Origin of the sequence: Pantoea sp. At-9b (assembly GCF_000175935.2) — a bacterium.
In the GTDB taxonomy this organism is placed as follows: Bacteria; Pseudomonadota; Gammaproteobacteria; order Enterobacterales; family Enterobacteriaceae; genus Pantoea.
In genome coordinates this window covers 821020-844000 of record NC_014837.1, presented here as the reverse complement: position 1 = coordinate 844000, position 22981 = coordinate 821020, and the positions used below count along the sequence as shown (strand labels likewise).

Below are 22981 nucleotides of genomic sequence, written 5' to 3'. Positions count from 1 at the left end.
GTGCAGTGCTGATCATTGAAACACTGCCGATGCTGCGTCGCGAGATTCGTCGCTGGCGGCAGGAAGGCAAACGTATCGCGCTGGTGCCTACCATGGGCAACCTGCATGATGGACACTTAACACTGGTCGATGCCGCGCGTGAGCGCGCCGACATCGTGGTGGTGTCGATTTTTGTGAACCCGATGCAGTTCGATCGTCCCGACGATTTGGCGCGCTACCCGCGTACCTTGCAGGACGATTGCGAAAAACTGAATCGCCATAGCGTGGATCTGGTGTTTGCTCCCGCACCAGCCGATGTCTATCCCAAAGGTCTGGATACGCAGACGTTTGTTGAAGTTCCGGGACTCTCGTCGCTGCTGGAAGGTGCCAGCCGTCCGGGGCATTTCCGTGGCGTCTCCACCATCGTCAGCAAGCTGTTCAATCTGGTACAACCCAATATCGCCTGTTTTGGTGAAAAGGATTTTCAACAGTTGGCTATCATCCGCAAAATGGTGGCGGATATGGGCTTCGACATTGAGATTGTCGGCGTGCCAACGGTGCGTGCCCAAGATGGCCTGGCGCTCAGTTCGCGCAATGGTTATCTCACCGCCGATGAGCGTAAACTGGCCCCCGGTTTAAGCCAGGTGATGAACAGCATGGCCGATCGTCTCAGCAACGGCGAGCGCCACGTGGAAGAGATCATCGACAGTGCCGAACAGACGCTGCGTGAGAAAGGTTTCCGCCCGGATGGTCTGGCGATTTGCGATGCCGAAACGCTGCAGCCGCTGACCGTCGATAGCCAGCGGGCTGTAATTTTGATGGCCGCCTGGCTGGGCAACGCCCGGCTGATTGATAATCAGCAAGTGGATCTGACCCAGTAAGGGATCATTTTAATAAGGTTATACCGCTATGATTCGTACCGTATTACAGGGCAAGCTGCATCGCGTCAAAGTGACCCAGGCAGACTTGAATTACGAAGGTTCCTGCGCCATTGACCAGGACTTTCTCGATGCCTCTGGCATTCTGCAATATGAAGCCATCGACATCTACAACGTCACCAACGGCCAGCGCTTCTCCACCTACGCGATTGCTGCCGAACGTGGCTCAAAGATTATCTCCGTCAACGGTGCCGCAGCACGCTGCGCCTGCGAAGGCGACATCATGATCATCTGTTCTTACGTGCAGGTGGAAGATGAAGTGGCCCGCAGCTGGCAGCCGAAAGTGGCTTATTTTGAGGGCGATAACGAGATGAAGCGCATCGCAAAAGCGCTGCCGGTGCAGGTCGCCTGATAGCATTGTAGCGGCGCGATTTATCGCGCGATAAATCGCGCCGCTACGTCACAGTTCTGCCTTAGCTGCGCAGTCCTCTGCCACGCTGAATCAACACATACACCAGCGCGTAAAACACCACAATAAACGCCACCAGCACCGACAGGGTCAGCTCCAGCGGCACATCATGGATGCCAAGGAAACCGTAACGGAAGCCACTGATCATATACACAATCGGGTTCAGCTTAGACACCGCCTGCCAGAACGGCGGCAGCAGCGTCAGCGAGTAGAATACCCCACCGAGATAGGTCAACGGCGTCAACACGAAGGTCGGAATCAGGCTGATATCATCAAATGTGCGGGCAAACACCGCGTTGAGCAAACCGGCCAGCGAGAACAGAATCGCCGTCAGTAGCAGCGTGACCGCCACCATCGTCCACGAATAGACCTGGAACGGGACAAAGAACAGCGATATCGCCGTCACTAAAACCCCGACACAGACGCCACGCGCCACACCCCCACCGACATACCCGGCAATGATAATGTGCGTCGGCACCGGTGCCACCAGCAGCTCTTCAATGTTGCGCTGAAACTTGGCGCTGAAGAACGAGGATGCCACGTTGGCGTAGGCGTTGGTGATCACCGCCATCATGATCAGACCCGGCACGATAAATTGCATGTAACTGAAACCATGCATATCGCCGATGCGCGAACCAATCAGGTTGCCGAAGATAATGAAGTACAGCGTCATGGTGATCACCGGTGGCACCAGCGTCTGAATCCAGATGCGGGCAAAGCGGTTGATCTCTTTGGTCCAGATGCTCTTGAGTGCCACCCAATATAAATGCGTCATGCTTTGGCTCCTGTTTTTCCCTGCACCAGGCTGACAAACAGCTCCTCAAGGCGGTTGGCTTTGTTACGCATACTCAGCACCTGCACACCTTGCGCACTGAGCTGGCTGAAAACGCTGTTCAGTCCCTGCTCACGCATCACCTCCACTTCCAGCGTAGAGGTATCGACGAGGCGATACTGGAAACCTTCCAACTTCGGCAGCGGGCTGCGCGGCGCTAAATCAAGGATAAAGGTTTCGGATTGCAGCTTGGAGAGCAGCCCTTTCATCGAGGTGTTTTCCACCAGCTCACCGCTCTGGATAATGCCGATATTGCGGCACAGCATCTCTGCCTCTTCCAGGTAGTGGGTGGTCAGAATGATGGTGGTGCCCTGCGCATTCAGCTCCTTCAGGAACACCCACATGGAGCGACGCAGTTCGATATCGACCCCGGCGGTCGGCTCATCGAGGATCAGCAGCTTGGGCTCGTGCATCAGGGCACGGGCGATCATCAGGCGGCGTTTCATCCCTCCTGACAACATGCGCGCACGTTCGTTGCGTTTACCCCACAGATCGAGCTGTTTCAGGTATTTTTCGGCGCGAATATTCGCTTCACGACGTTCCACACCGTAATAACCGGCCTGATTGACCACAATCTGCAACACGGTCTCAAACGGGTTGAAGTTGAATTCCTGCGGTACCAGTCCCAGCTGACGCTTGGCATTGACCACGTCCTTTTCCAGGTCATAGCCGAACACCCGCACGCTGCCGCCAGATTTATTCACCAGCGAGCTGATAATGCCGATAGTGGTGGACTTACCGGCACCGTTCGGCCCCAGTAAGGCATAAAAATCACCTGCTTCCACGCTGAGATCGATCCCTTTCAGCGCCTGTACGCCGCCGGGATAGGTCTTGGTCAGCCCGGAAAGTTCCAGTGCATAAGTCATTGCGAATCCATACCCTGTTGTAATCAGAAATGAGTGAGTAGGTGATAAAAGTCGTGAATTTAAAGGAGTTTAGCAGAGATTATGTTATCACTCAGCGCAGCGCGGGGAAACGCGTACAGAGCGACCCGTCAGCCACTGGCCGACGGGCTGCGCATCTTATCGCAGGCGGGAAAGGTTAGCCTTGGAAGATTGTGCGGTTACTCGTCCAGCAGCACGACTTTGCCGATGTACGGCAGATGGCGGTAGCGCTGAGCGTAGTCGATACCAAAACCGACAACAAACTCGTCCGGAATGGCGAAGCCAACATATTCCACGGTGACATCCACTTCACGGCGTTCCGGTTTGTCCAGCAGGGTACAAATCGCCAGCGAGTTGGGTTCACGCAGACGCAGAATCTCGCGTACTTTGCTCAGGGTATTGCCGGAGTCGATGATGTCTTCAACGATCAGCACGTCCTTGCCACGAATATCTTCATCGAGATCTTTCAGGATCTTCACATCACGGGTAGTGGACATGCCGCTGCCGTAGCTGGAGGCGGTCATAAAGTCGACTTCGTGCGGCACTTCAATGGTGCGGCACAGATCGGCCATAAACATAAAGGAACCGCGTAACAGCCCGACCAGCACCATCTCACGGCCGCTGTTGCGGTAATGGTCGCTAATCTGTTTGCCCAGTTCGGCAATACGGGTTGCGATCTCCTGCTCAGAGATCATCACGTCGACAGTGTGTTTCATTGCATTCAGCCCGGTTAGGTGTCTCAGAAAGCCACGCAGTCTATCATAGTCCAATTAAGCGCTGACGCCGCGCACACAACGCAAACGTTACCGTGGCGAAAAATATTGCTCTGACGTTAACTGTATAAAAAGCGCCCAGACCTCTACCCTGCCAATCCGGAGACGTTATGACCTCTTCATCCAGCAAAAAATCGCCGTCTGGCAACTCGTCGCTCCATCCCGAAACGCAAATGCTGAATTACGGTTACGATCCGCGCCTGTCGGAAGGTGCCGTCAAACCGCCGGTGTTCCTCACCTCCACTTTTGTGTTTAACAGCGCCGAAGAGGGAAAAGATTTTTTTGATTTTGTCGCTGGACGCCGTGAACCTCCCGAAGGGAAACGTGGCGGCCTGGTCTATTCACGCTTCAATCATCCCAATAGCGAAATTGTCGAAGATCGACTGGCGATTTACGAAGGAGCAGAACGCGCCGCCCTGTTCTCTTCCGGGATGGCAGCAATTGCCACCACCTTGCTGACCTTTGCCCGGCCAGGTGAGGTGATTTTGCATTCGCAGCCGCTGTACGGCGGCACGGAAACCCTGCTCAGCAAGACGCTGCATAATCTCGAAATCAAAGCGGTCGGCTTCAGCGATGGCACCGATGAAGAGAAAGTGCACGAAGCGGCCAAACTGGCCTGGCAACGCGGGCGCGTGGCGTTGATTCTGGTAGAAACCCCCGCCAACCCGACCAACAGCCTGGTGGATATTGAATTGATGGTGGAAGTCGCCGAAGTGATTGCCCAGCATCAGGGTTCCCGTCCGATTATCGCCTGTGACAACACCCTGCTGGGACCGATTTTTCAGCGCCCACTGGAACAGGGGGCTGACCTGTCGCTCTATTCATTAACTAAATATGTCGGCGGCCACTCCGACCTGATTGCCGGTGCCGTGCTGGGTAAAAAGGCGCTGATCGACCAGGTACGGGCGTTACGCAGTGCGATTGGCACCCAGCTTGATCCCCACTCCAGTTGGATGATTGGTCGTTCACTGGAAACGCTGTCGTTGCGCATGGAGAAAGCGGCGCACAATGCGGCGTTAGTCGCAGCGTTTCTGCGTGATCAGCCGCAGGTGGAGAAGCTGCACTGGCTCCCCTTCCTGGACAAGAACAGCAGCGCGGGAGAAACCTTTCGCCGTCAATGCGTTGGCGCAGGCTCGACCTTCTCGTTTGATATTCGCGGCGGCCAGCCCGCCGCGTTTCGCTTCCTGAACGCCCTGACGCTGTTCAAACTGGCGGTCAGCCTCGGTGGCACCGAATCGCTCGCCAGCCATCCGGCCAGCACCACCCATTCGGGGGTCGCCGCCGAGATACGCCAGCGCATTGGCATCACTGACGCCACGGTGCGGCTTTCCATCGGCATCGAACATGCCGATGATTTAATTGAAGATATTCGGCAGGCGTTAGCCAGTTAGGTCACGGTGAAACCCAGCATCATGCCGGTGTCTTCATGTTCCAGCAGGTGACAGTGCGCCATATAGGCGTGTTCGGCGCTGGCGGCATAGTTGAAGCGTACCAACACTTCACTGCGCCAGCCGTCGACGCTGACCATATCTTTCCAGCCCTGACGATGCGGTGCCGGCGGCTTGCCATTTTCTGACAGAATACGGAACTGGGTGCCGTGGATGTGGAACGGATGCAACATGCTGTCGCCTTCGCCGGAGATAGTCCATTTCTCCATGCTGTCGAGTTTCACATCGAACATCGGCTTCGTCATATCAAAGGCAACGCCATTGATTTTGTTGCCATTGTGGAAATCGTAACCCGGCGCAGCTTTGCCGTGCCCGCTGTGATCCATCGCCATATTGCCGTGATCCATCGCCATGCCGCCCATGTCCATCTTCATGTCCATCGGCTTTTTGTCTGTAGGCATGGCCATGCCGTGATGGTTACCCATCGCTTTCGCACCGTAGCGATCCATCAGCGCTTTCATCCCCAGGCTGTCGAGTTGTGGGTCCATCATCAGTTGCAGCCAGCGGGTTTGCAGCCCCTCCGTCGCAGGCAGCAAGGGCAGATCCACCAGTTTGTCCGGCAACGCACCGCTCGCCATCACGCGCAGCGGCAGGATGTTCACCAGCGGCAACGGTTGGTCGAACGGGGCCAGCATCATACCCATCTGTGTCACCGGCAGCGTCACCATATCAAAGGCTTTGCCGTCCGAGGTATCCACCATCACCTCAAAACGTTCGCCGGGTAGCAGCGGCAGACTCTCTACCTTCACCGGCTCCGCCAGCAAACCACCATCACTACCAATCACGTACAGCGGACGTTTATCGCTGGTGGCAATATGCAGCGAACGGGCATTGCAGCCGTTCAGTAAACGCAGGCGCAGCCAGCCACGCGGTACCGCATGCTGTGGATATTGCGCGCCGTTAGTTAGCATCATGTCGCCAAACCAGCCCACTGCCGCGCGCATAATATCGAGCTGATAATCGATGCGACTGCCATCTTGCGTCAGTAGCTTGTCCTGGAAAATCAGGGGCACGTCGTCAACACCCCACTGCACCGGCAGGCGCAATTTGCCGGATGCCTCATCCTCGATCAACACCAATCCTGCCAGCCCCTGTGCCACCTGATGGCCGGTTTTGCCATGCTGATGGGGATGAAACCAACAGGTCGCCGCAGGCTGATCCGGGGTAAAACTCACCTGGCGGCTGGCACCCGGCGCAATAACCGCCTGTGGGCCGCCATCCACCGCGCCGGGCACTTCCAGCCCGTGCCAGTGGACGGTCGTTGCTTCCGGCAGACGGTTATGGATATTGACGTTTACCGGTTTGCCGCGCGGCAACCTAATCGCAGGGCCGAGCAGACTGCCGTTGTAACCCCAGGTCGGCACCGCTTTGCCGTTCCACTGGCTGGTGCCAGCCTGGGCGATCAGGTTATAGCTGCCATGCGCATCCGCTTCCAGCAGCGCGGGAATGGGCAACAATGGACGCGTGGCGGCCATCAGTGAGCGGCTCCACAATGGCAGGGCACCCGCCGCGCTCAGAGCGGCAGTCAGCTTCAAAAAATGACGACGTTGCATATTCATATCCTTATTGTGCATAAGCCTTCAGCGTAAACCTTGCCCCTGCGGGAGGGTCAAGCGCTGGTGTAAAATGCGGCGAAAAAAAGTGCAGCCCGCCGCCCGGCGGCAAATTTATCGGAATCCTGCCAATATCTGTGCTAACGTCAGTTTATTGTCCCTTGTTGAGAATGATTATGACGAAAAGCATCAAGATCCTGCTGCTGGCGGGACTCCTTGGCTTCTCCTCCACCAGCTTTGCCCTGAGCGAATCCGAAGCGGAAGATCTGGCTGATCTCACCGCCGTTTTTGTTTATCTGAAGAATGATTGCGGCTATCAGGACTTACCTGATGCACAGATTCGCAAAGCGCTGGTGTTCTTCGCCCAGCAAAACCGCTGGGATTTGAGCAACTACAGCACCTTCAACATGAAAGCGCTCGGCGAAGACAGTTACAAAGATCTGAGCGGCATCGCCATCACCAATGACAAGAAATGTAAGTCACTGGCGCGCGACTCGTTAAGCCTGCTCGCCTACGTGAAATAACCCGCCGCCCGCTCACCTGCTGAACATTTGACCGTGCAACCACGGTCATAATTCGCTATGATTTGCCGCCCATTTTCATGGCGATGTCATCACAGGAGAGCCTCTATCATGGCCCAAAATGAAATGTGGTATGAAACCCTTCATGCCGGTTTCGGACAGTATTTCACGGTGGAAAAGGAACTCTACCGCGAGAAGACTGCACACCAGGACTTAGTCATCTTTGAAAATGCGGCTTTCGGTCGCGTTATGGCGCTGGACGGCGTGGTACAAACCACCGAGCGCGATGAATTTATCTATCATGAAATGATGACCCATGTACCGATCCTGGCGCACGGGGCTGCGAAACGCGTGCTGATCATTGGCGGCGGTGATGGTGCCATGTTGCGCGAGGTGTCACGTCATACCCGTCTCGAACAGATCACCATGGTGGAGATCGATGCCGGGGTGGTGAGCTTCTGCCAACAGTATCTGCCGAACCACAGCGCCGGTGCCTATGACGATGCACGTTTGCAGTTGGTGATTGATGATGGTGTCAACTTCGTCAACCAGACGCAGGAGAAATTCGATGTGATCATCTCTGACTGTACCGACCCGATCGGTCCGGGAGAGAGTCTGTTCACCTCAGAATTCTACGCCGGTTGCAAAAACGCGCTCAACCCGGGCGGCATTTTTGTCGCGCAGAACGGCGTGTGCTTTTTACAGCAGGACGAGGCGGTTAACAGCCATCGCAAGCTCAGCCACTACTTTTCCGATGTCAGCTTCTATCAGGCAGCGATTCCGACCTATTACGGCGGCATCATGACCTTTGCCTGGGCCAGCGACAATCCGGCGTTACGTCAACTTGATAGCGCCACCTTGCAGTCGCGTTTTGCGGCGGCTGGCCTGAACTGCCGTTACTACAATCCGGCAATCCACACTGGCAGCTTTGCCCTGCCGCAATATCTGCTGAATGCCCTGCCAGACGCGCGCTGACCGGATATTTATAAGGGGGTGAACGAAATTGCAAAAGCTAAAACTACATGGCTTCAATAACCTGACAAAGAGCCTGAGTTTTTGTATTTACGATATTTGCTATGCGAATACTGAAGCCGAGCGTGATGGTTACATCGCCTATATTGATGAGCAATACAACGCCAACCGTCTGACGGAAATTCTGACGGAAACCTGCTCGATCATCGGGGCCAACGTGCTGAATATTGCACGCCAGGACTATGAACCGCAGGGAGCGAGCGTGACCATTCTGGTCAGCGAAGAGCCGATCGATCCGAAAGACATCGATAACTCAGAACATCCCGGCCCGCTGCCTAACTCCGTGGTGGCGCACCTCGATAAGAGCCACATTTGTGTGCATACCTATCCGGAGAGCCACCCGGAAGGCGGTTTATGCACCTTCCGCGCTGATATCGAAGTCTCGACCTGCGGCGTAATTTCACCGCTGAAAGCGTTGAATTACCTGATTCACCAGTTGGAATCTGACATCGTCACCATTGATTATCGCGTGCGCGGCTTTACCCGGGACGTGAATGGCGTGAAACACTTCATCGACCACGCGATCAACTCGATCCAAAACTTTATGTCGGAAGATATGAAGTCGATGTATGACATGCTTGATGTGAACGTATATCAGGAAAACATCTTTCACACCAAGATGTTACTGAAAGAGTTTGACCTGAAGCATTACCTGTTCAACACCAAACCTGAAGATCTTAGCCCGGAAGAGCACCAGCGCATTACCGACTTACTGTGGCAAGAGATGCGGGAGATTTATTACGGCCGCAATATTCCGTCGGTGGGCCTGAAGCCAGGCGCGTTCTGACGCCTTTCACCGAAGTGGTCCAGTCATATCTTTGCCTTCTTTATTGGCGGGCAGCAGCCCGCCAATACTTTGATGCCGCGAAAATTTATCAATAAATTCATTATTCAGATACCCGTGAATACTCCCGATAAAGAAACACACGCCCGGGTACTATCCGTTATCATTTTGTATAAACATAGATGTTCGTCTACGCTTCGTATGTACCATGGATTGACCATTATTTAACCAACATAAGGCTGATGGCAGAATTAATGATATATAATCCGTAATAACTCTGAACGGGGTTGTGGACATGAACACTTTCACACGAAATACCCTCTGGGTATTGTTCTATCTATTTTTCACTGCAGGCCCATTATTTGTTCTTCTGATCGGTCCACTCCCACCCTCCAGGGATTTCTGGACAGAGTTTTCCGCTGCGGCAGGTTATGCTGGTCTGGCCATTCTTGGATTACAGGTGGGTCTTACTGCTCGCTTTCGTGCCGTGACACGTCCGTGGGGGGAAGATATTATTTATCATTTTCACAAACAAATATCTTTTATAGCCCTGGCCCTGATTATTGCCCATCCTGTCATCCTTTTTATTTTACGACCGGAAAGACTGGCGCTGCTTAATTTTATTGAGGCCCCGTGGCGGGCACGCTTCGCGGCAATATCTACCTATTCGCTTATTGCCTTAATGGTGATGGCACTGTGGCGTGTGAAACTCAAAATTAGCTACGAGGTTTGGCATTATACTCATATTATTCTGGCAGTTCTGGTGATTGGTGCCGGTCTACTTCATACATTTGCCTGGGGGTTCTATTTAGATGCGCCCTTAAAACGCGCCTTGTGGACAGGATTAGCCATACTCTGGTGCTGCCTGCTGATTTATACCCGCATCGTCCGGCCTTTTCTGATGTTGCGAAAACCCTACCAGGTCATCGCAACGCGCAATGAACGGGGAGGCAGCACCACGTTGGTGATGCAACCTATTGGTCATGCAGGTTTTCCTTTTGCCCCTGGTCAGTTTGGCTGGCTGAACGTCTGGGGAAGTCCTTTCAAATTGACGTCTCATCCTTTCTCTTTTTCATCCAGTGCGGAAATGGCGAAAGAGACGATTGAAATGACCATACAAGATGCTGGCGATTACACCCGAAAGATCAGAAATGTGACTGCGGGTAAGCGGGTTTATATTGATGGCCCCTATGGCGCATTCACTGTAGGTAATCCGGCGGACATGCATGTGTTAATTGCCGGAGGGATTGGTATTACCCCGATGATGAGTATCATCCGAACGTTTGCCGATCACGGTGATAAACGTCCAATAATACTGATATATGGTAATAAAAACTGGGATGGCATTACCTTCAGAGAAGAACTGGAAACATTGTCAGACAGGATTAATTTACAGGTCATACATGTTCTTGAACAGCCCCCGAAAGAATGGACGGGAGAAACGGGTTTCATTAACAGTGAACTGATACAACGTTATATCCCAGCGCCCTATGAACAACATGAATATTTCATCTGCGGCCCGAACAGAATGATGGATGAAATTGAAAAAACGCTGGCAGCCCTGCACGTCCCGTTAACGAAATACCACTCAGAACGCTATCATTTTGTATAAAGAGGCGAAAATGCGTAAATTATTTGCCGATCTTCTGGTTTTCATCACGGCCGTGATAATACTGGCGATGATAATATTTTTTGCATATAGCAGAGTCTATTTTTGATCATTCCGCTAAAAATATCGCAATTTATCGTCAGTACGGTATTCAGAAAATAGCCTATGTCTTGGCGTCAGCGTGCTCAATAACGAGTTCGGCGCATGCGCGCCTGAACTCTTGAGCCACGGCAGAGTGAGTAAATCACTTTATTCCGTCAGTTGCAGCGCAATACCGCGCTCGCGCAAGTGACGACATACCTCATCATCCAGCCGCGCATCGGTAACGATATCGGTCAGACTGTCAATCGGTGCGGCGCAGAACAACGACCAGGAACCGTATTTGCTGCTGTCAGCCAGCAGAATCCGACGACGCGCATTCGCCAGCAAATCCATCTTCAGACCGGCTTTCTCTTCCGTTGGCGTGGTAATACCGCGCTCAATGCTCCACGAGTTACAACTGACAAAAGCGACATCCGGGTTGATACTGCGCAACAGACGGCGGCCATGTTCACCAATGCAGGATTGGCTGGAATCATCGATGCGCCCACCAATGATGGTGACCTCAATCTGTTTGAATTCAGACAAAAACAGCGCGATATGCAGGTCGGCGGTAATCACCCGCAACTGCAAATGGGTTAACTGACGCGCCAGTTCCAGCATCGTGGTGCCAGCATCCAGCACCACTGCATCCCCGGACTGCACAAAACCGGCGGCAAAATGGGCAATCGCCTGCTTTTCCGCCAAGTTACGCTGCATTTTTTCCAGCGTGGTCGGCTGGGCAGGGATAAAGCGATTCAAGGTAACGCCGCCGTGGCTGCGGCTAATCACACCTTCTTTATCCAGCTTGATCAGATCACGGCGAATCGTGGCCGGTGAGGCTGAAATGGCACTCACCAGCTGTTCAACAGTAACCAGATTATGGCTTTTCAGATAGTCCATAATCTGGTCGAGGCGACTTTGTCCCTTCATATTTCCCTATGCAAGTTGCATCGCGAGTTTGATGGAGATCGCCATGCTCGCAGAGTTCGCCTTACCTGTCCAGGCGATATCAAAGGCGGTGCCGTGGTCCGCAGAAGTACGGATAAACGGTAAACCTGCCGTGATATTAACACCATCGTAAAAACCAAGTAATTTCAGTGGGATATGCCCCTGATCGTGGTACATCGCCACCACCATATCATACTGACCTTGCTGGCATTGCAGGAACACGGTATCTGGCGGGCACGGGCCATAAACATCAATGCCTTTTTCCTTCATCGCCCTGATGGCAGGTGCCACGGTGGTGATCTCTTCATCGCCAAACAACCCGTTCTCTCCGGCATGGGGGTTAACCCCGGCGACCGCAATACGTGGCTTGTCGAACCCGACACGACGCAGGAAGGTATCCGCCATCCCAATCACCGTCTCAATACGCGGGCGGTTTAGGGTGTCGAGGAATTTACGCAGCGCGATATGGGTCGTCACGTGGATTACCTTCAGATGATCGGTGTACAGCACCATCGCGTAATCTTTGGTGTTGGTCAGTTGCGCCAGCAGTTCGGTGTGTCCTGGATAGATATGACCCGCCGAGTGCAGTGCTTCTTTGTTCAGAGGCGCAGTGGCAATCGCCTGCACTTCCCCTGCCAGTGCCAACTCGGTCGCACGTTTCACGCAGCGCCACGCCAGATCGCCCGCTTCCTTCTGCACCACGCCCGGTTGCAAGGCTTCCGGGTTCGCCAGCGGCTCATCAATCACGTTGATGATACCCGGCGCAAAATGCGCGTCTTTTACCTGGTCCAGCACGCGCAGCTCAGCCTGCGGCGTAATGTTCAACCCCATCACCCGACGCAGCGTCGCGGCGCAACCTACCACCACCGCTGGCACACCGGCCAGTTCGCCTTCCGCCAACGCTTTAATGATGATCTCCGGGCTGATGCCCGCCGGATCGCCCATGGTAACCGCAATAATTTTATTCACTCGACATCTCCTCAATAAAACGAATGGCTTCTACCAGGGTGTTTTCGTCGCCAAAGCCACCCGCTTTGGTCATCACCGGCAGGTGTAAATCACTATTAAGCAGAACCCCGTGCGGTACACAGCCCGCCACCAGACCCTGAATCTGAAAACCGTTGGCTCCCAGCGCCTGTGCCACGGCAATCGCCACATCTCCGCCGGAGAGATACAATCCGGCAGGCGGAACGTTACGGCACACCGCTTCGGTCAGTTGCGCCAGAAACTGGCAGATACGCTCGCCCAGCTCCTGACGGGAAACCTGTTGCTGCTGGCACAGACTGTCAATCTCATGACGCTGTGCGGCATGTTGCGTGGTGCGCACTACGCAGTGTTCACCGGCACGCAATGCCTGCTGCATCGCCTGCTGCCATGCGCTGGCCTGTGGCCATGCCGGTTGGGCAAACAACTGGCGGATATCAATATCGATAATGCGAATGGCGCGCTGGCTATTGAGACGCTCAATTTGCTGTTGGGCAATGGCGCTCATCGACCCCACCACGGCCAGCACCGGTCGCGCCGATCGGCCAGCCAGATGCTCGCCCAACGCATCGCCCAGGCCGGATGCCCCGGCCAGCAGTGGCCGCGTTGGCAGCGCCGCAGCGGCCTGCATTAATAAGCTCAGGTCAGCATCCTGCTCAATATCAATCACCACCAGCCCTTGCTTCCCGGCCAGCACCTGCGCCAGTTGGCCGCTGCGCAGCGTGTCGAGATCGATCACCTCACCCGGTAAATCGCTTTGCATCTGTAGACGCGTCAACACGTTGCTGCTGGTGACGGGCGTTTTCGGATCGCTGGCAAACTCGGTGTCAGTGAGGCGTTGTTGCTGAATCCACACCTCTCCCTTGCGCGTGGTGCGCCCCAGCTTTGGCACCGCAGGCACCACCAGCGCCAGTGTTTTGCCACTGGCCGCCATGGCTGCGGCAATCTCCGCGCCGGGGTTGCCACGTAAGGTGGAGTCGATTTTCTTAAACAACCAACCATCCTGCGCAACCGCCTGATGCTGCCGGACCGCACGTTCAGTACGTTGTGCGGCCTCGGTTGCACTCACCGCCCGGCTATCCGTGCTAATCACCAGCACATCGGCAGCATTGGCATCGTGTGGCGTATCGCTGTTAAACAGCACGTGTACGCGCGCACCTGCCCTGGCCAGCCCGCTTCCGGCATCGTTAGCACCAGTAAAATCATCGGCAATCACCAGAACCGGTGTTTTCCAAGGTTGTGAACGCATCCTCTCTCCTGTAACGGGCAGCTTGCCGTGTTGAGATTGATTATATTCAATCATGATTGATTATATGTGAGCAAGATCAAATTAATTGAAATCAATATGCCCTATAAATTCAGGCACAGTTAGTGACAGACATCGCAGACTGATGAGCAAAACCAATCAATCAGCGTGAAAACACCGGGAAAAGGGTACGAAATGAATATCAACAGCACCGTGATTAGCGGCTATCAGGCACTCAATGACCTCAGCTACCTGCTGAAAGGTAAGCAGAAAGCGCTGCTGGTCACTGATAAGAATATAGAGGGCATTCCGGCAGTACAGACGTTGATCGCCCAGTTGCAGCAGCAGATTGCCAGCCTCAGTGTGGTGAACAGCGTGCCGCCAGAACCCAGCCAGCATGATGTGGCGGCGATTGTGGCAGCATTGCCAACTACCGATGTCGATCTGGTGATCGGCGTAGGCGGCGGTAGCGTACTGGACGTTGCCAAACTGCTCTCTATTCTGTGCGTGAAAGGCGCGCCCACCCTTGATGCCTTACTGGCCGGGGAAAAACCGCTGACCCGCACCACTTCGCTGCTGATCCCTACCACGGCGGGTACTGGTTCAGAAGCCACGCCGAACGCCATTTTGGCGATCCCGGAGAAAGAGACCAAGGTCGGCATTATTACCCCGGTGATGCTGCCGGATTATGTCGCACTGGTGCCGGAGCTGACCACCAGCATGCCGCCGCACATCGCTTCCTCCACCGGGATTGATGCGTTGTGCCACCTGATTGAGTGCTTCACCGCCACGGTTGCCAACCCGGTGAGTGATAACTACGCGATGATCGGCATGAAAAAGCTGTTTGCCAGCCTGGAAACTGCTGTTGCCGAGCCGGGTAACCTCGAAGCGCGTCTAAATATGCTGTGGGCGTCATATTACGGCGGTGCCTCAATTGCCCATGCCGGTACGCACCTGGTGCACGCGATGTCTTACCCGCTGGGCGGCAAATACCACATTCCACACGGCGTCGCTAACGCCATCCTGCTGGCACCGTGCATGCGCTTTGTACGTCCGGCCGCGGTGAGCAAATTTGCTCAGGCTTACGACCTGCTGCCTGATGCCGACCTGACGCTGGATGAAGAAGCGAAATCACATGCGCTGGTCGAGTACTTCGCCGCGCTGGTGCTGCGCCTGAAACTGCCTGCCAGCCTGGAAGAGCTGGGTATCGGCCCGGATCACCTGCCCTATCTGGTAGAAGCCGCGCTCGACGTGCAACGCCTGATGAAGAATGTACCGATGAAAGTGAGCGCCGATGACGTGCGAAACGTCTACCTGACGCTGTTTCCGGCATTGAATCACTAAGGACTATCGAGGAAATCATGAGCAACAAAATTCAGGGCGTACTGACCGCCATTGTCACCACCTTCGATCGCGACGGTGCCTTTAATCCTGCCACCCAACGTGAGCAGGTTAAGCGTCAACTGAGCGCCGGGAACGGTATTTTCTGCGGCGGCACCAACGGCGAATTCTTCGTGCTAAATGAGCAGGAGAAACTGGCCGTTACCGAGACCTGCGTTGATGAAGTGAACGGCAGCGCACCCGTGGTGGCGCATATTGGCGAGATCTCCACCCGTGAAACCATCCGTCTCGGCAAGCAGATTGAGAAGCTCGGCGTTGATGCGGTATCAGTGATCACCCCGTACTTCGTGCCGTTGAAACAGGATGAGCTGATTTATCACTATCAGACGGTGGCAGATGCGCTGAACGTGCCGCTGTTCCTCTACAACATTCCGGCCCGTACCGGCAACACCTTACAGCCGGACACCGTGCGCCAGCTGGCGTCACATCCCAACATCATCGGGATCAAAGACAGCGCAGGCAGCTACGAGAGCCTGAGCGGCTTCCTGCAAGCTGCGGCAGGTAGCGATAATTTTGACGTACTGAACGGCCCGGATTCGCTGATCCATCAGGGCTTCGTTGATGGCTGTTCTGCCTGCATCTCCGGCCTTGCCAACGTGGCACCGAAAGAGATCAACGCGATCTGGGCACGCTTCCACGCTGGTGATATCGAAGGTTCGCGTCTGGCTCAGGAGAACGTCACCGGATTGCGTACCGACCTTTACAGCGTCGGCTTCTCACCGGCAGCGGTGAAGAAGGCGGTTTCTCTGCTCGGTTATAACGTCGGCGACAGCCGCTATGCGGTGCGTTTCACGGCCGAGGAAGAGCAGAAGATCCGCCAGATCGTGAACCAGTATTTGCAGTAATGGCCGTCAGGGCAGCACGTGCTGCCCTTGCCTGTTCCACTTTTTACACCGGGAAGCGTTATGAAAGTCATCTGTACCTCACCGTCATTCGCCAAATATGACGCAACGCCAATCACCACGCTGCAACAGCAGGGTTTTGAACTGATCACCCTGCCTGCCGATGCGCCACTGAGCGCACTGGAGCCACATCTGGCCGACACCGTAGCGATGATTGTTGCCTTTACCGACGTTAATGAAGAGCTGCTGAGCAAAGCGCCGCAGTTGAAGATTGTCTGCAAGCACGGCGTTGGCGTCGATAACATCAATCTGGACGCCACCCGCGCACGCGGCATCTATGTCACCAACGTGCCAGATGCCAACAAACATGCCGTGGCCGACTTCGCTTTTGCCTTGATCCTCAACAGCGCTCGCCAGCTGACCCAGGCCGCGGTGGAAACCCGTGCCGGTCACTGGCCGCGAATTTTTGCCACCGACGTGTACGGCAAAACGCTGGGTATCGTGGGACTGGGCAACATCGGTAAGCAGGTCGCGCTGCGCGCGAAAGGCTTCAACATGCGTGTTATCGCCTTTGATTTCTACCCGGACGAAAAATTCGCGGCAGAACACGGCATCGAATTCGTCAGCATGGATCAACTGACCGCAGCGAGCGACTTCATCACCCTGCATACCCCGCTGACCAATGAAACGCGCAACCTGTTTGATGCGGCCCGCATCAAACGTATGAAGAAAAGCGCGTTCCTGATCAACGTGTCACGCGGCGGCGTGGTGAACGAACAGGATCTGTTCCAGGCATTGCAGGATAACGTGATCGCCGGTGCCGCGGCGGATGTGTTTGAGCAGGAGCCACTGGCTGAACATCCGCTGTTCACCCTGGGCAACTTTATTCCGACCTCACACATTGCGGGCTACACCGATGGGGCGATCAGCGCCATCGGCGAACGCTGTGTCACGCAAATTGTGCAGTGCATTCAACAGGGCGAACGCCCGGTTAACGTGATGAACGGGCTGGCCTGAGGGCCGCCCCCCTGAATCGAGTGATTATTATGAATACACCCTCACGCTCGACCCGTATTCGCTGGTGGATCGCAGGCCTGATGTGGCTGGCGGTTGCCATTAACTATATTGACCGTACTGTACTCTCTGCTGCTGCCCCGCATCTGATTAAAGAACTGGCCATCAATCCGGAGATGATGGGCGTGATCATGGCCGCGTTTTTCTGGTCCTACGCGCTGCTGCAAATTCCGGCTGGCTGGTTTGCTGACCGTTTCGGTCAGAAAAAAGGGCTGGGCATTGCCGTTGGCTGGTGGTCAATCGCCACGATGGCGATGGGCCTGGCGACTGGCTTTAAATCACTGCTGGCGCTACGCCTGGCGCTGGGGGTCGGTGAAGCGGCGGCTTACCCGAGCAACGCTGGCATCGCTGCCCGCTGGTTCCCGGACCGCGAGCGTGCCACCGTCTCTGGCCTGTTTGACAGCGCCTCCAAATTTGGCGGTGCCATCGCTATGCCGCTGATTGTATGGATGATCGCCATGTTTGACTGGCGTATCACCTTCCTCGCCATCGGTGCCATCGGCCTGTTCTGGGTGATTGCCTGGTACTTTATCTACGCCGAGAACCCGGAAGACCATAAATCGATCAGCCGTGATGAAGTGCATCTGATCCGTAATGGTCAGGCAAACAAGCACGGCGATAAAAGCGTGCTGCCGATGAAGTGGTACAAGCTGCTGCGCTATCGCAATATCTGGGCAATGTGCATTGGCTTCTTCACCATCAACTACACCTCCTATTTCTTTATCACCTGGCTGCCGACCTACCTGGTGAAAGATAAAGGGATGGATTTCCTCAAGATGGGGATGGTAGCGGCCCTGCCACTGATTTGCGGCATGGTGATTGAAGTGCTGGCAGGTTGGGCATCCGACCGGATGGTGCACAATAAAGTGCTGTCACTGACCGCCACGCGCAAACTGTTCCTGACCATTGGCCTGGTCATGGCGCTGTGCATCGGTTTCGCACCGTTCACCGATTCAGTGTTTATGACCGTGTTGCTGCTGTGCATCGCCAAATCGGGTACTACCGTGGCAGCCTCTCAGGTCTGGGCGTTGCCAGGCGATGTGGCACCGAAAAACAGCGTGTCGATTGTCGCCGGTTTGCAGAACACCGTCTCCAATATGGGCGGCGCGGTGGGTCCGATCATCACCGGCGCAATCGTGGGTGCCACTGGCCACTTCACCTGGGCGCTGGTGTTCTCCGCCGTGCTGGTGGTGATTGGTATCCTTAACTACCTGTTCCTGATGGGCAAAGTTGAACCGATCGTGGATGAGGAACAGGTTCATCATTCACAGACCCTGACCAGCGGCGCGTAAGCGCCCTGACCCGCCGCATCGTCCTGATGCGGCGTTCCCTACAACTCACTATAAAAAACAATTGGAGGCGATGATGTCGCTGAATTCCAATGGAGCATCTGCTGCTGTTTCGGCAAGAAAAGGGAAATTTCGTTTCATCATTCTGACGGTGCTGTCTGTCGGCATCGCCATCAACTATATCGACCGCGCCGCGATGAGTGTCGCCATCCCGTTTATGAGCCAGGAGTTACACTTCTCGCCCACCGACAGCGGGTTACTGCTCTCTGCTTTCTTCTGGAGCTATGTCCTGTTCCAGCTGCCGGGCGGCTGGCTGGTGGATAAACTCGGTCCACGTATCACCTTTGCCCTCAGCAGTCTCGGCTGGGGGCTGGCAACCGCAGCCTGTGGCCTCGCCAGCAGCATTGCCGCGCTGGTGGGTTTCCGTTTTGTCCTCGGTGCGTTCGAAGCCCCCAGTTATCCCGCCAGTTCGTCGACCGTGACACGCTGGTTCCCACGCCAGGAACGCAGCTTCGCCGCCGCCACCTTTAACAACGGCAGCAAAATTGGTGGCACCCTGGCGATTCCGATTATCTCGTTTTTGATTGCGCTGGTTGGCTGGCGTATGACCTTTGTCATCTCCGGTTTGGTGGCCGTGGTTTGGGCGCTGGCATGGTATCTGTGGTATCGCGACCCGCGCGAGCACAAAACCGTCTCCGCCGAAGAAGTGGCGTTTATTGAGGCCAACCAAGACCCGCAAAACGGCGAACCGATGAGCGTGCGTCAGTTGCTGGCGCAGCGTACCGTGCAGGCGATGATGGCGGGCTTCTTCTGTATCAACTTCGTGTCCTATTTCTTCTTCACCTGGTTCCCGACCTATCTGGTGGAGACGTTCCATTTGTCACTGATGAAGTTTGGCCTGCTGGGAATGCTGCCAGGCATCGCGGCGATTGTCGGCGGCTGGTGCGGCGGGTTGCTGTCTGACTCGCTGGTGCGTCGCGGTTATTCGCTCAGCGTGGCGCGCAAAATCCCGCTGGTCGGCGGGATGCTGGGCAGCGCCACCATCGGCCTGGCAGCGTTTTCCCCCACGGTAGGGCTGGCGCTGTCTGCGCTGTGCTTCGCTAACTTTGCCGCAACCTTCGCTTCGGCCGCCCTGTGGGCGCTGCCGTCAGACGTCGCCCCCAACCGTGCTAACGTCGCCACCATTGGTGGTATTCAGAATATGGCGGCCAATCTCGCGGGCATCATTTCGCCGATTCTAATTGGCGTGATCATGCAGTTCACCCATTCGTTCGTGATTCCGCTGGAGATCGCCGGTGTCATCGGCGTGGTCGGTGCGCTGGTGTATGCCTTCTGGCTGCCGCGCGTGCAACCGATGGGCGTGGCCGACAACCGGGCGCTGGATGGCGCATTGAGGAGAGAAGTATGAATAGTCGCTGGAAACAACGCCCGTCACACTCCACTTGGGGCGATTTCGGTGCCGATGACCAGTTAGGTCGTCTCAATCTGCTGACGCCGCAAAAAGTACGGGAGGGCGTGGCAGAAGTGCAGACCGGCGAGACCTTCTGCCTGAGTTTGCCGCTCGATTTACCGGGCGGCACGGCAATGAATCCGCGTCGTCCACCACCGCAGCTCAATGCCACACGGCGCGGCGAGCACGCCAATATGACCTATCCGCTGTCGCGTGATAATCCCCAGTTGAGTGACGTGATTTGTGACGACACCGTGACGCTGGCACTGCAATACTCCACCCAGTGGGACAGCCTCGCACATATGGGCCAATGGTTTGATGTCAACGCCAATGGCGAGCCGGAAATGGTGTTCTACAACGGCTACAAGGCGAATGTCGATATTGTCGGTGAAACTGACTATCGCGCCGGCTGTGGCTGCCACCACGGTAGCCATCTGGGGGCAAAAGTGCTGGGTATCGAACATATGGCGCAACACGGCATCCAGGGACGGGCGGTGATGATCGATATCAAACGCCACTTTGGCAGCGAGCGTTTTGCTTTTGGCTATACGCATCTGCAACAGATTTTACAGGCTGACGGCATTGAAGTGCGCCCGGGTGACCTGGTGTGTTTCCGTACCGGCATGGATGAAGCCATTCTGGCCATGCAAGGCGAGCCGGATATGACTTTCCTTAACAGCCACTTTGCCGGGTTGGACGGCAGCGATGCGCAATTGCGGCAGTGGATTGTAGAAAGCGGAGTTGTGGCGCTGATTGCCGACAATCCGGCAGTGGAGATACTACCGGCACGACCGTTGAACGATGATTTTTATCCGTCGCACCCGCTGCATGATCTCTGCCTGTTCCGGCTGGGGGTGTATCTCGGTGAGCTGTGGTTGCTGAGTCCGCTGGCAGATTGGCTGGCGCACCATCAGCGCCATGCATTTCTGCTGACCGCACCGCCGCTGCGGCTGCCGGGCGCAGTGGGATCGCCTGCTACGCCGGTTGCGACGGTTTAATAAAATAATATCTGGTAATGAGTCTGGGACACTACCGGATTCTTTACCACCGGCTATCGCTTTATTTACAACTGCCTTGAATTGAAAAGTCGCGAAAATTCATTTTCCGGAAAAATACATTCGCTAACGCTCTCATGCGGGACAACATCATTCTTTATATTTTATCTAAGTCATCCAGCATTCTTCTCCTCACGACTCTCACACTGAATCATTAATAGCCACCTCATAATTCGCACAAAATAAATTCACAACCTTATTATTTTCAACCATACCATTCCCACTCAATATAGATTAACCCATTATGGGTATTTAAACACATAGATTGTCGTTAACTGCTCACTCCATTCACTTACAACAACACCCCTATCCTTCTGATTTATTTTCAAAAAAATCAAAACTATACTTTGGTATAGAAAAATTAAACTCAACCCTATTGACTTTCAATTAAGAAAAACGTTAATAATACAATTCATCGGTAATAACCAAATCGCAACCTAAAAATAACCATAGTTCTGTCAGAACAAGGATGTTTAATGAAATCAATAAAATTCACAGAAGCACTGATCAATTCTGATAATCTTGTAGAGCGATACTACAATCTACTATTAAGCTCAGAAGAGTTATTTTCATCGACTATTAAGAATGGTTTTTCAGGTTATCCTAACACATTTGACCCTGATTTTAAAATCCCTGCACTGGATGAGAAATTAATATCTTTTCTTGAACCAACAAAGGCCTCCATAGTCAGCATTGGAAAGTACAAAGGAAGAGAAATTAGTTTATTTAATTTAATGAAAAACCCCGAAACCAACACGGTAAAAACATTTGCAGCTACGCTACTGATCGCCAGAGCAGTCAGCCACATAAGAGAGAAACATGAGAAAATTATTGTTTTTTCTCCATCATCGGGAAATAAGGCAATTGCATTAAGGGATGCCGTTTTAAGAGCAATTAAGTGCGATTTAGTCTCACCAGAAGAATTAAGAATAATTACTCTGACACCTAAAGATACAAAAGAAAAACTGAGAGTTTCAGAGTTATCTTCAGATAAATATCTGAAAAACCTCAATCCAGCATTTGTACTCGATACGGATAGCCCTGAGAAAGTAAAAGATATTGGAAATAAATTCAAAGAAAGATTCAATGATAAAAACAAAAGCCACACTAAACTATGGCACTCACTTAAACTAGAAAACTATCGCTTTGCTGACCAAATTCGTGCTTTTTATGATTATGAATTTGGTGAACTTGAAAATAATAAATGCGTTCACGTACATTCAGTTTCCAGCGCCTATGGATTCTTGGGTTATAAAACGGGCGTTGATAGACTTAATGACCTAGGTTGTAAAACCCAAATGCCAGCGTTTTTATTGGTACAACACCTTGCAACAAGCGACATGGTAGACTTTCTTTTAACAGGGTCATTTGAGTCTCCGAAAAACATTTACTCTTTAAGTAAGGATGGTTATTACCATCAGAGTAATTTAAAAAACTATCCTTTCCGTACCTCAAGTATTAAAGAAATTCTAGAGCAAACATTTTATAGTCATAAACCCGCTACAGTACATGAAATGACAGACATTATTAATACATACGGTGGAAATGGTGTTGTTGTGTCGCTTCTGGAATGCCTGGAGCGTTATGCATTAATTCGCGAGATGCTGTGTAACGCAGGTGTCTCGTTGGTAGCTGACGCTAAAAATGTCAAAGAATGGTCACTGATTATGGCCTTGACAGGCGCTATGAACGCTATTGATCGTAACCTGATCAGGGAGGATATGAGTAATTTTGTTATACATGGTACTGGATATTACTCCTCATGTGATTATGAAAGCCTTGGACCAGATGACTACATTTCGGTCATGAATGAAGTCCAAATGATGAACTATATCTGATTGAGGAGTTT

Annotated in this window: 21 protein-coding genes; 14 read left to right on the top strand and 7 right to left on the bottom strand. The window is 53.7% G+C overall.

Annotation, left to right across the window (positions count from 1 at the left end; all coding sequences use genetic code 11):
* Positions 1–5 precede the first annotated feature (5 nt).
* Complete coding sequence (gene panC, locus PAT9B_RS03690; RefSeq protein WP_013507915.1) at positions 6–860, top strand: pantoate--beta-alanine ligase; 855 nt, start codon at positions 6–8, stop codon at positions 858–860.
* Between the two features lie 28 nt (positions 861–888).
* Positions 889–1269, top strand: coding sequence for an aspartate 1-decarboxylase (panD, locus tag PAT9B_RS03685; RefSeq protein ID WP_013507914.1), 381 nt, complete (start codon positions 889–891; stop codon positions 1267–1269).
* A gap of 61 nt (positions 1270–1330) precedes the next feature.
* Here the strand turns inward: panD and PAT9B_RS03680 are convergent, their stop codons facing one another.
* From PAT9B_RS03680 to hpt, 3 genes are all read right to left on the bottom strand, one after another.
* Positions 1331–2101 (bottom strand): ABC transporter permease, encoded by a 771-nt coding sequence (locus tag PAT9B_RS03680; protein ID WP_013507913.1) that lies wholly within the window; start codon positions 2099–2101, stop codon positions 1331–1333.
* The gene (locus PAT9B_RS03675) at positions 2098–3024 is read right to left on the bottom strand and encodes an ABC transporter ATP-binding protein (protein WP_013507912.1); all 927 of its coding nucleotides are present in this window, start codon (positions 3022–3024) and stop codon (positions 2098–2100) included. Before PAT9B_RS03675 ends, PAT9B_RS03680 begins: the two co-directional genes overlap by 4 nt.
* 197 nt (positions 3025–3221) lie before the next feature.
* Positions 3222–3758 carry a hypoxanthine phosphoribosyltransferase gene (gene hpt, locus PAT9B_RS03670; protein ID WP_013507911.1) on the bottom strand — a complete coding sequence of 179 codons (537 nt, stop codon included), beginning with the start codon at positions 3756–3758 and terminating at the stop codon, positions 3222–3224.
* A 167-nt stretch (positions 3759–3925) separates the two neighbouring features.
* Here hpt and PAT9B_RS03665 point away from each other — a divergent pair, with 167 nt between their 5' ends.
* Positions 3926–5206, top strand: coding sequence for a cystathionine gamma-synthase family protein (locus PAT9B_RS03665; RefSeq protein ID WP_013507910.1), 1281 nt, complete (start codon positions 3926–3928; stop codon positions 5204–5206).
* Here PAT9B_RS03665 and cueO read toward each other — a convergent pair.
* Positions 5203–6816 carry a multicopper oxidase CueO gene (gene cueO / locus PAT9B_RS03660; protein WP_013507909.1) on the bottom strand — a complete coding sequence of 538 codons (1614 nt, stop codon included), beginning with the start codon at positions 6814–6816 and terminating at the stop codon, positions 5203–5205. The genes PAT9B_RS03665 and cueO overlap by 4 nt on opposite strands.
* Before the next feature lie 176 nt (positions 6817–6992).
* On the opposite strand from cueO, the gene PAT9B_RS03655 reads away from it, so the two are divergent.
* The 4 genes from PAT9B_RS03655 (at position 6993) to PAT9B_RS03640 (ending at position 10765) form a co-directional block, all read left to right on the top strand.
* Positions 6993–7340, top strand: a complete 348-nt coding sequence (locus PAT9B_RS03655; protein ID WP_013507908.1) for a YacC family pilotin-like protein — start codon at positions 6993–6995, stop codon at positions 7338–7340.
* Positions 7341–7448: 108 nt separating this feature from the next.
* Entirely contained in the window at positions 7449–8312 is an 864-nt protein-coding gene (gene speE / locus PAT9B_RS03650) for a polyamine aminopropyltransferase (RefSeq protein ID WP_013507907.1), read from the top strand.
* A gap of 28 nt (positions 8313–8340) precedes the next feature.
* Positions 8341–9156, top strand: coding sequence for an adenosylmethionine decarboxylase (gene speD / locus PAT9B_RS03645; protein WP_013507906.1), 816 nt, complete (start codon positions 8341–8343; stop codon positions 9154–9156).
* Positions 9157–9448: 292 nt separating this feature from the next.
* On the top strand, positions 9449–10765 hold the full coding sequence (locus PAT9B_RS03640) for a ferric reductase-like transmembrane domain-containing protein (RefSeq protein WP_013507905.1): 1317 nt from the start codon (positions 9449–9451) through the stop codon (positions 10763–10765).
* A gap of 246 nt (positions 10766–11011) precedes the next feature.
* Here PAT9B_RS03640 and PAT9B_RS03635 read toward each other — a convergent pair whose 3' ends face one another.
* The 3 genes from PAT9B_RS03635 to PAT9B_RS03625 are packed head-to-tail and all read right to left on the bottom strand — an operon-like array spanning position 11012 to position 14024.
* Positions 11012–11773 carry a DeoR/GlpR family DNA-binding transcription regulator gene (locus PAT9B_RS03635; RefSeq protein WP_013507904.1) on the bottom strand — a complete coding sequence of 254 codons (762 nt, stop codon included), beginning with the start codon at positions 11771–11773 and terminating at the stop codon, positions 11012–11014.
* Positions 11774–11779: 6 nt separating this feature from the next.
* Positions 11780–12760, bottom strand: coding sequence for a D-threonate 4-phosphate dehydrogenase (locus PAT9B_RS03630; RefSeq protein ID WP_013507903.1), 981 nt, complete (start codon positions 12758–12760; stop codon positions 11780–11782).
* Positions 12753–14024, bottom strand: a complete 1272-nt coding sequence (locus PAT9B_RS03625) for a four-carbon acid sugar kinase family protein (protein ID WP_013507902.1) — start codon at positions 14022–14024, stop codon at positions 12753–12755. The genes PAT9B_RS03630 and PAT9B_RS03625 overlap by 8 nt, the downstream gene beginning before the upstream one ends.
* Positions 14025–14216: 192 nt before the next feature.
* Between PAT9B_RS03625 and PAT9B_RS03620 the strand changes: the two genes are divergently transcribed.
* The 7 genes from PAT9B_RS03620 (at position 14217) to PAT9B_RS03590 (ending at position 22970) form a co-directional block, all read left to right on the top strand.
* Positions 14217–15365 carry an iron-containing alcohol dehydrogenase gene (locus PAT9B_RS03620; RefSeq protein ID WP_013507901.1) on the top strand — a complete coding sequence of 383 codons (1149 nt, stop codon included), beginning with the start codon at positions 14217–14219 and terminating at the stop codon, positions 15363–15365.
* A gap of 17 nt (positions 15366–15382) precedes the next feature.
* Complete coding sequence (locus PAT9B_RS03615; RefSeq protein ID WP_013507900.1) at positions 15383–16267, top strand: dihydrodipicolinate synthase family protein; 885 nt, start codon at positions 15383–15385, stop codon at positions 16265–16267.
* 60 nt (positions 16268–16327) lie between these two features.
* Positions 16328–17281, top strand: a complete 954-nt coding sequence (locus PAT9B_RS03610; RefSeq protein ID WP_013507899.1) for a phosphoglycerate dehydrogenase — start codon at positions 16328–16330, stop codon at positions 17279–17281.
* A 29-nt stretch (positions 17282–17310) separates the two neighbouring features.
* Positions 17311–18630, top strand: a complete 1320-nt coding sequence (locus PAT9B_RS03605) for an MFS transporter (RefSeq protein WP_013507898.1) — start codon at positions 17311–17313, stop codon at positions 18628–18630.
* 73 nt (positions 18631–18703) lie between these two features.
* Entirely contained in the window at positions 18704–20035 is a 1332-nt protein-coding gene (locus PAT9B_RS03600; RefSeq protein ID WP_013507897.1) for an MFS transporter, read from the top strand.
* The gene (locus PAT9B_RS03595) at positions 20032–21075 is read left to right on the top strand and encodes a cyclase family protein (RefSeq protein ID WP_013507896.1); all 1044 of its coding nucleotides are present in this window, start codon (positions 20032–20034) and stop codon (positions 21073–21075) included. The genes PAT9B_RS03600 and PAT9B_RS03595 overlap by 4 nt, the downstream gene beginning before the upstream one ends.
* A gap of 533 nt (positions 21076–21608) precedes the next feature.
* Positions 21609–22970: a DUF6002 family protein gene (locus PAT9B_RS03590; RefSeq protein ID WP_013507895.1), complete on the top strand. Its 1362-nt coding sequence runs from the start codon at positions 21609–21611 to the stop codon at positions 22968–22970.
* The last annotated feature ends 11 nt before the right edge of the window (positions 22971–22981 follow it).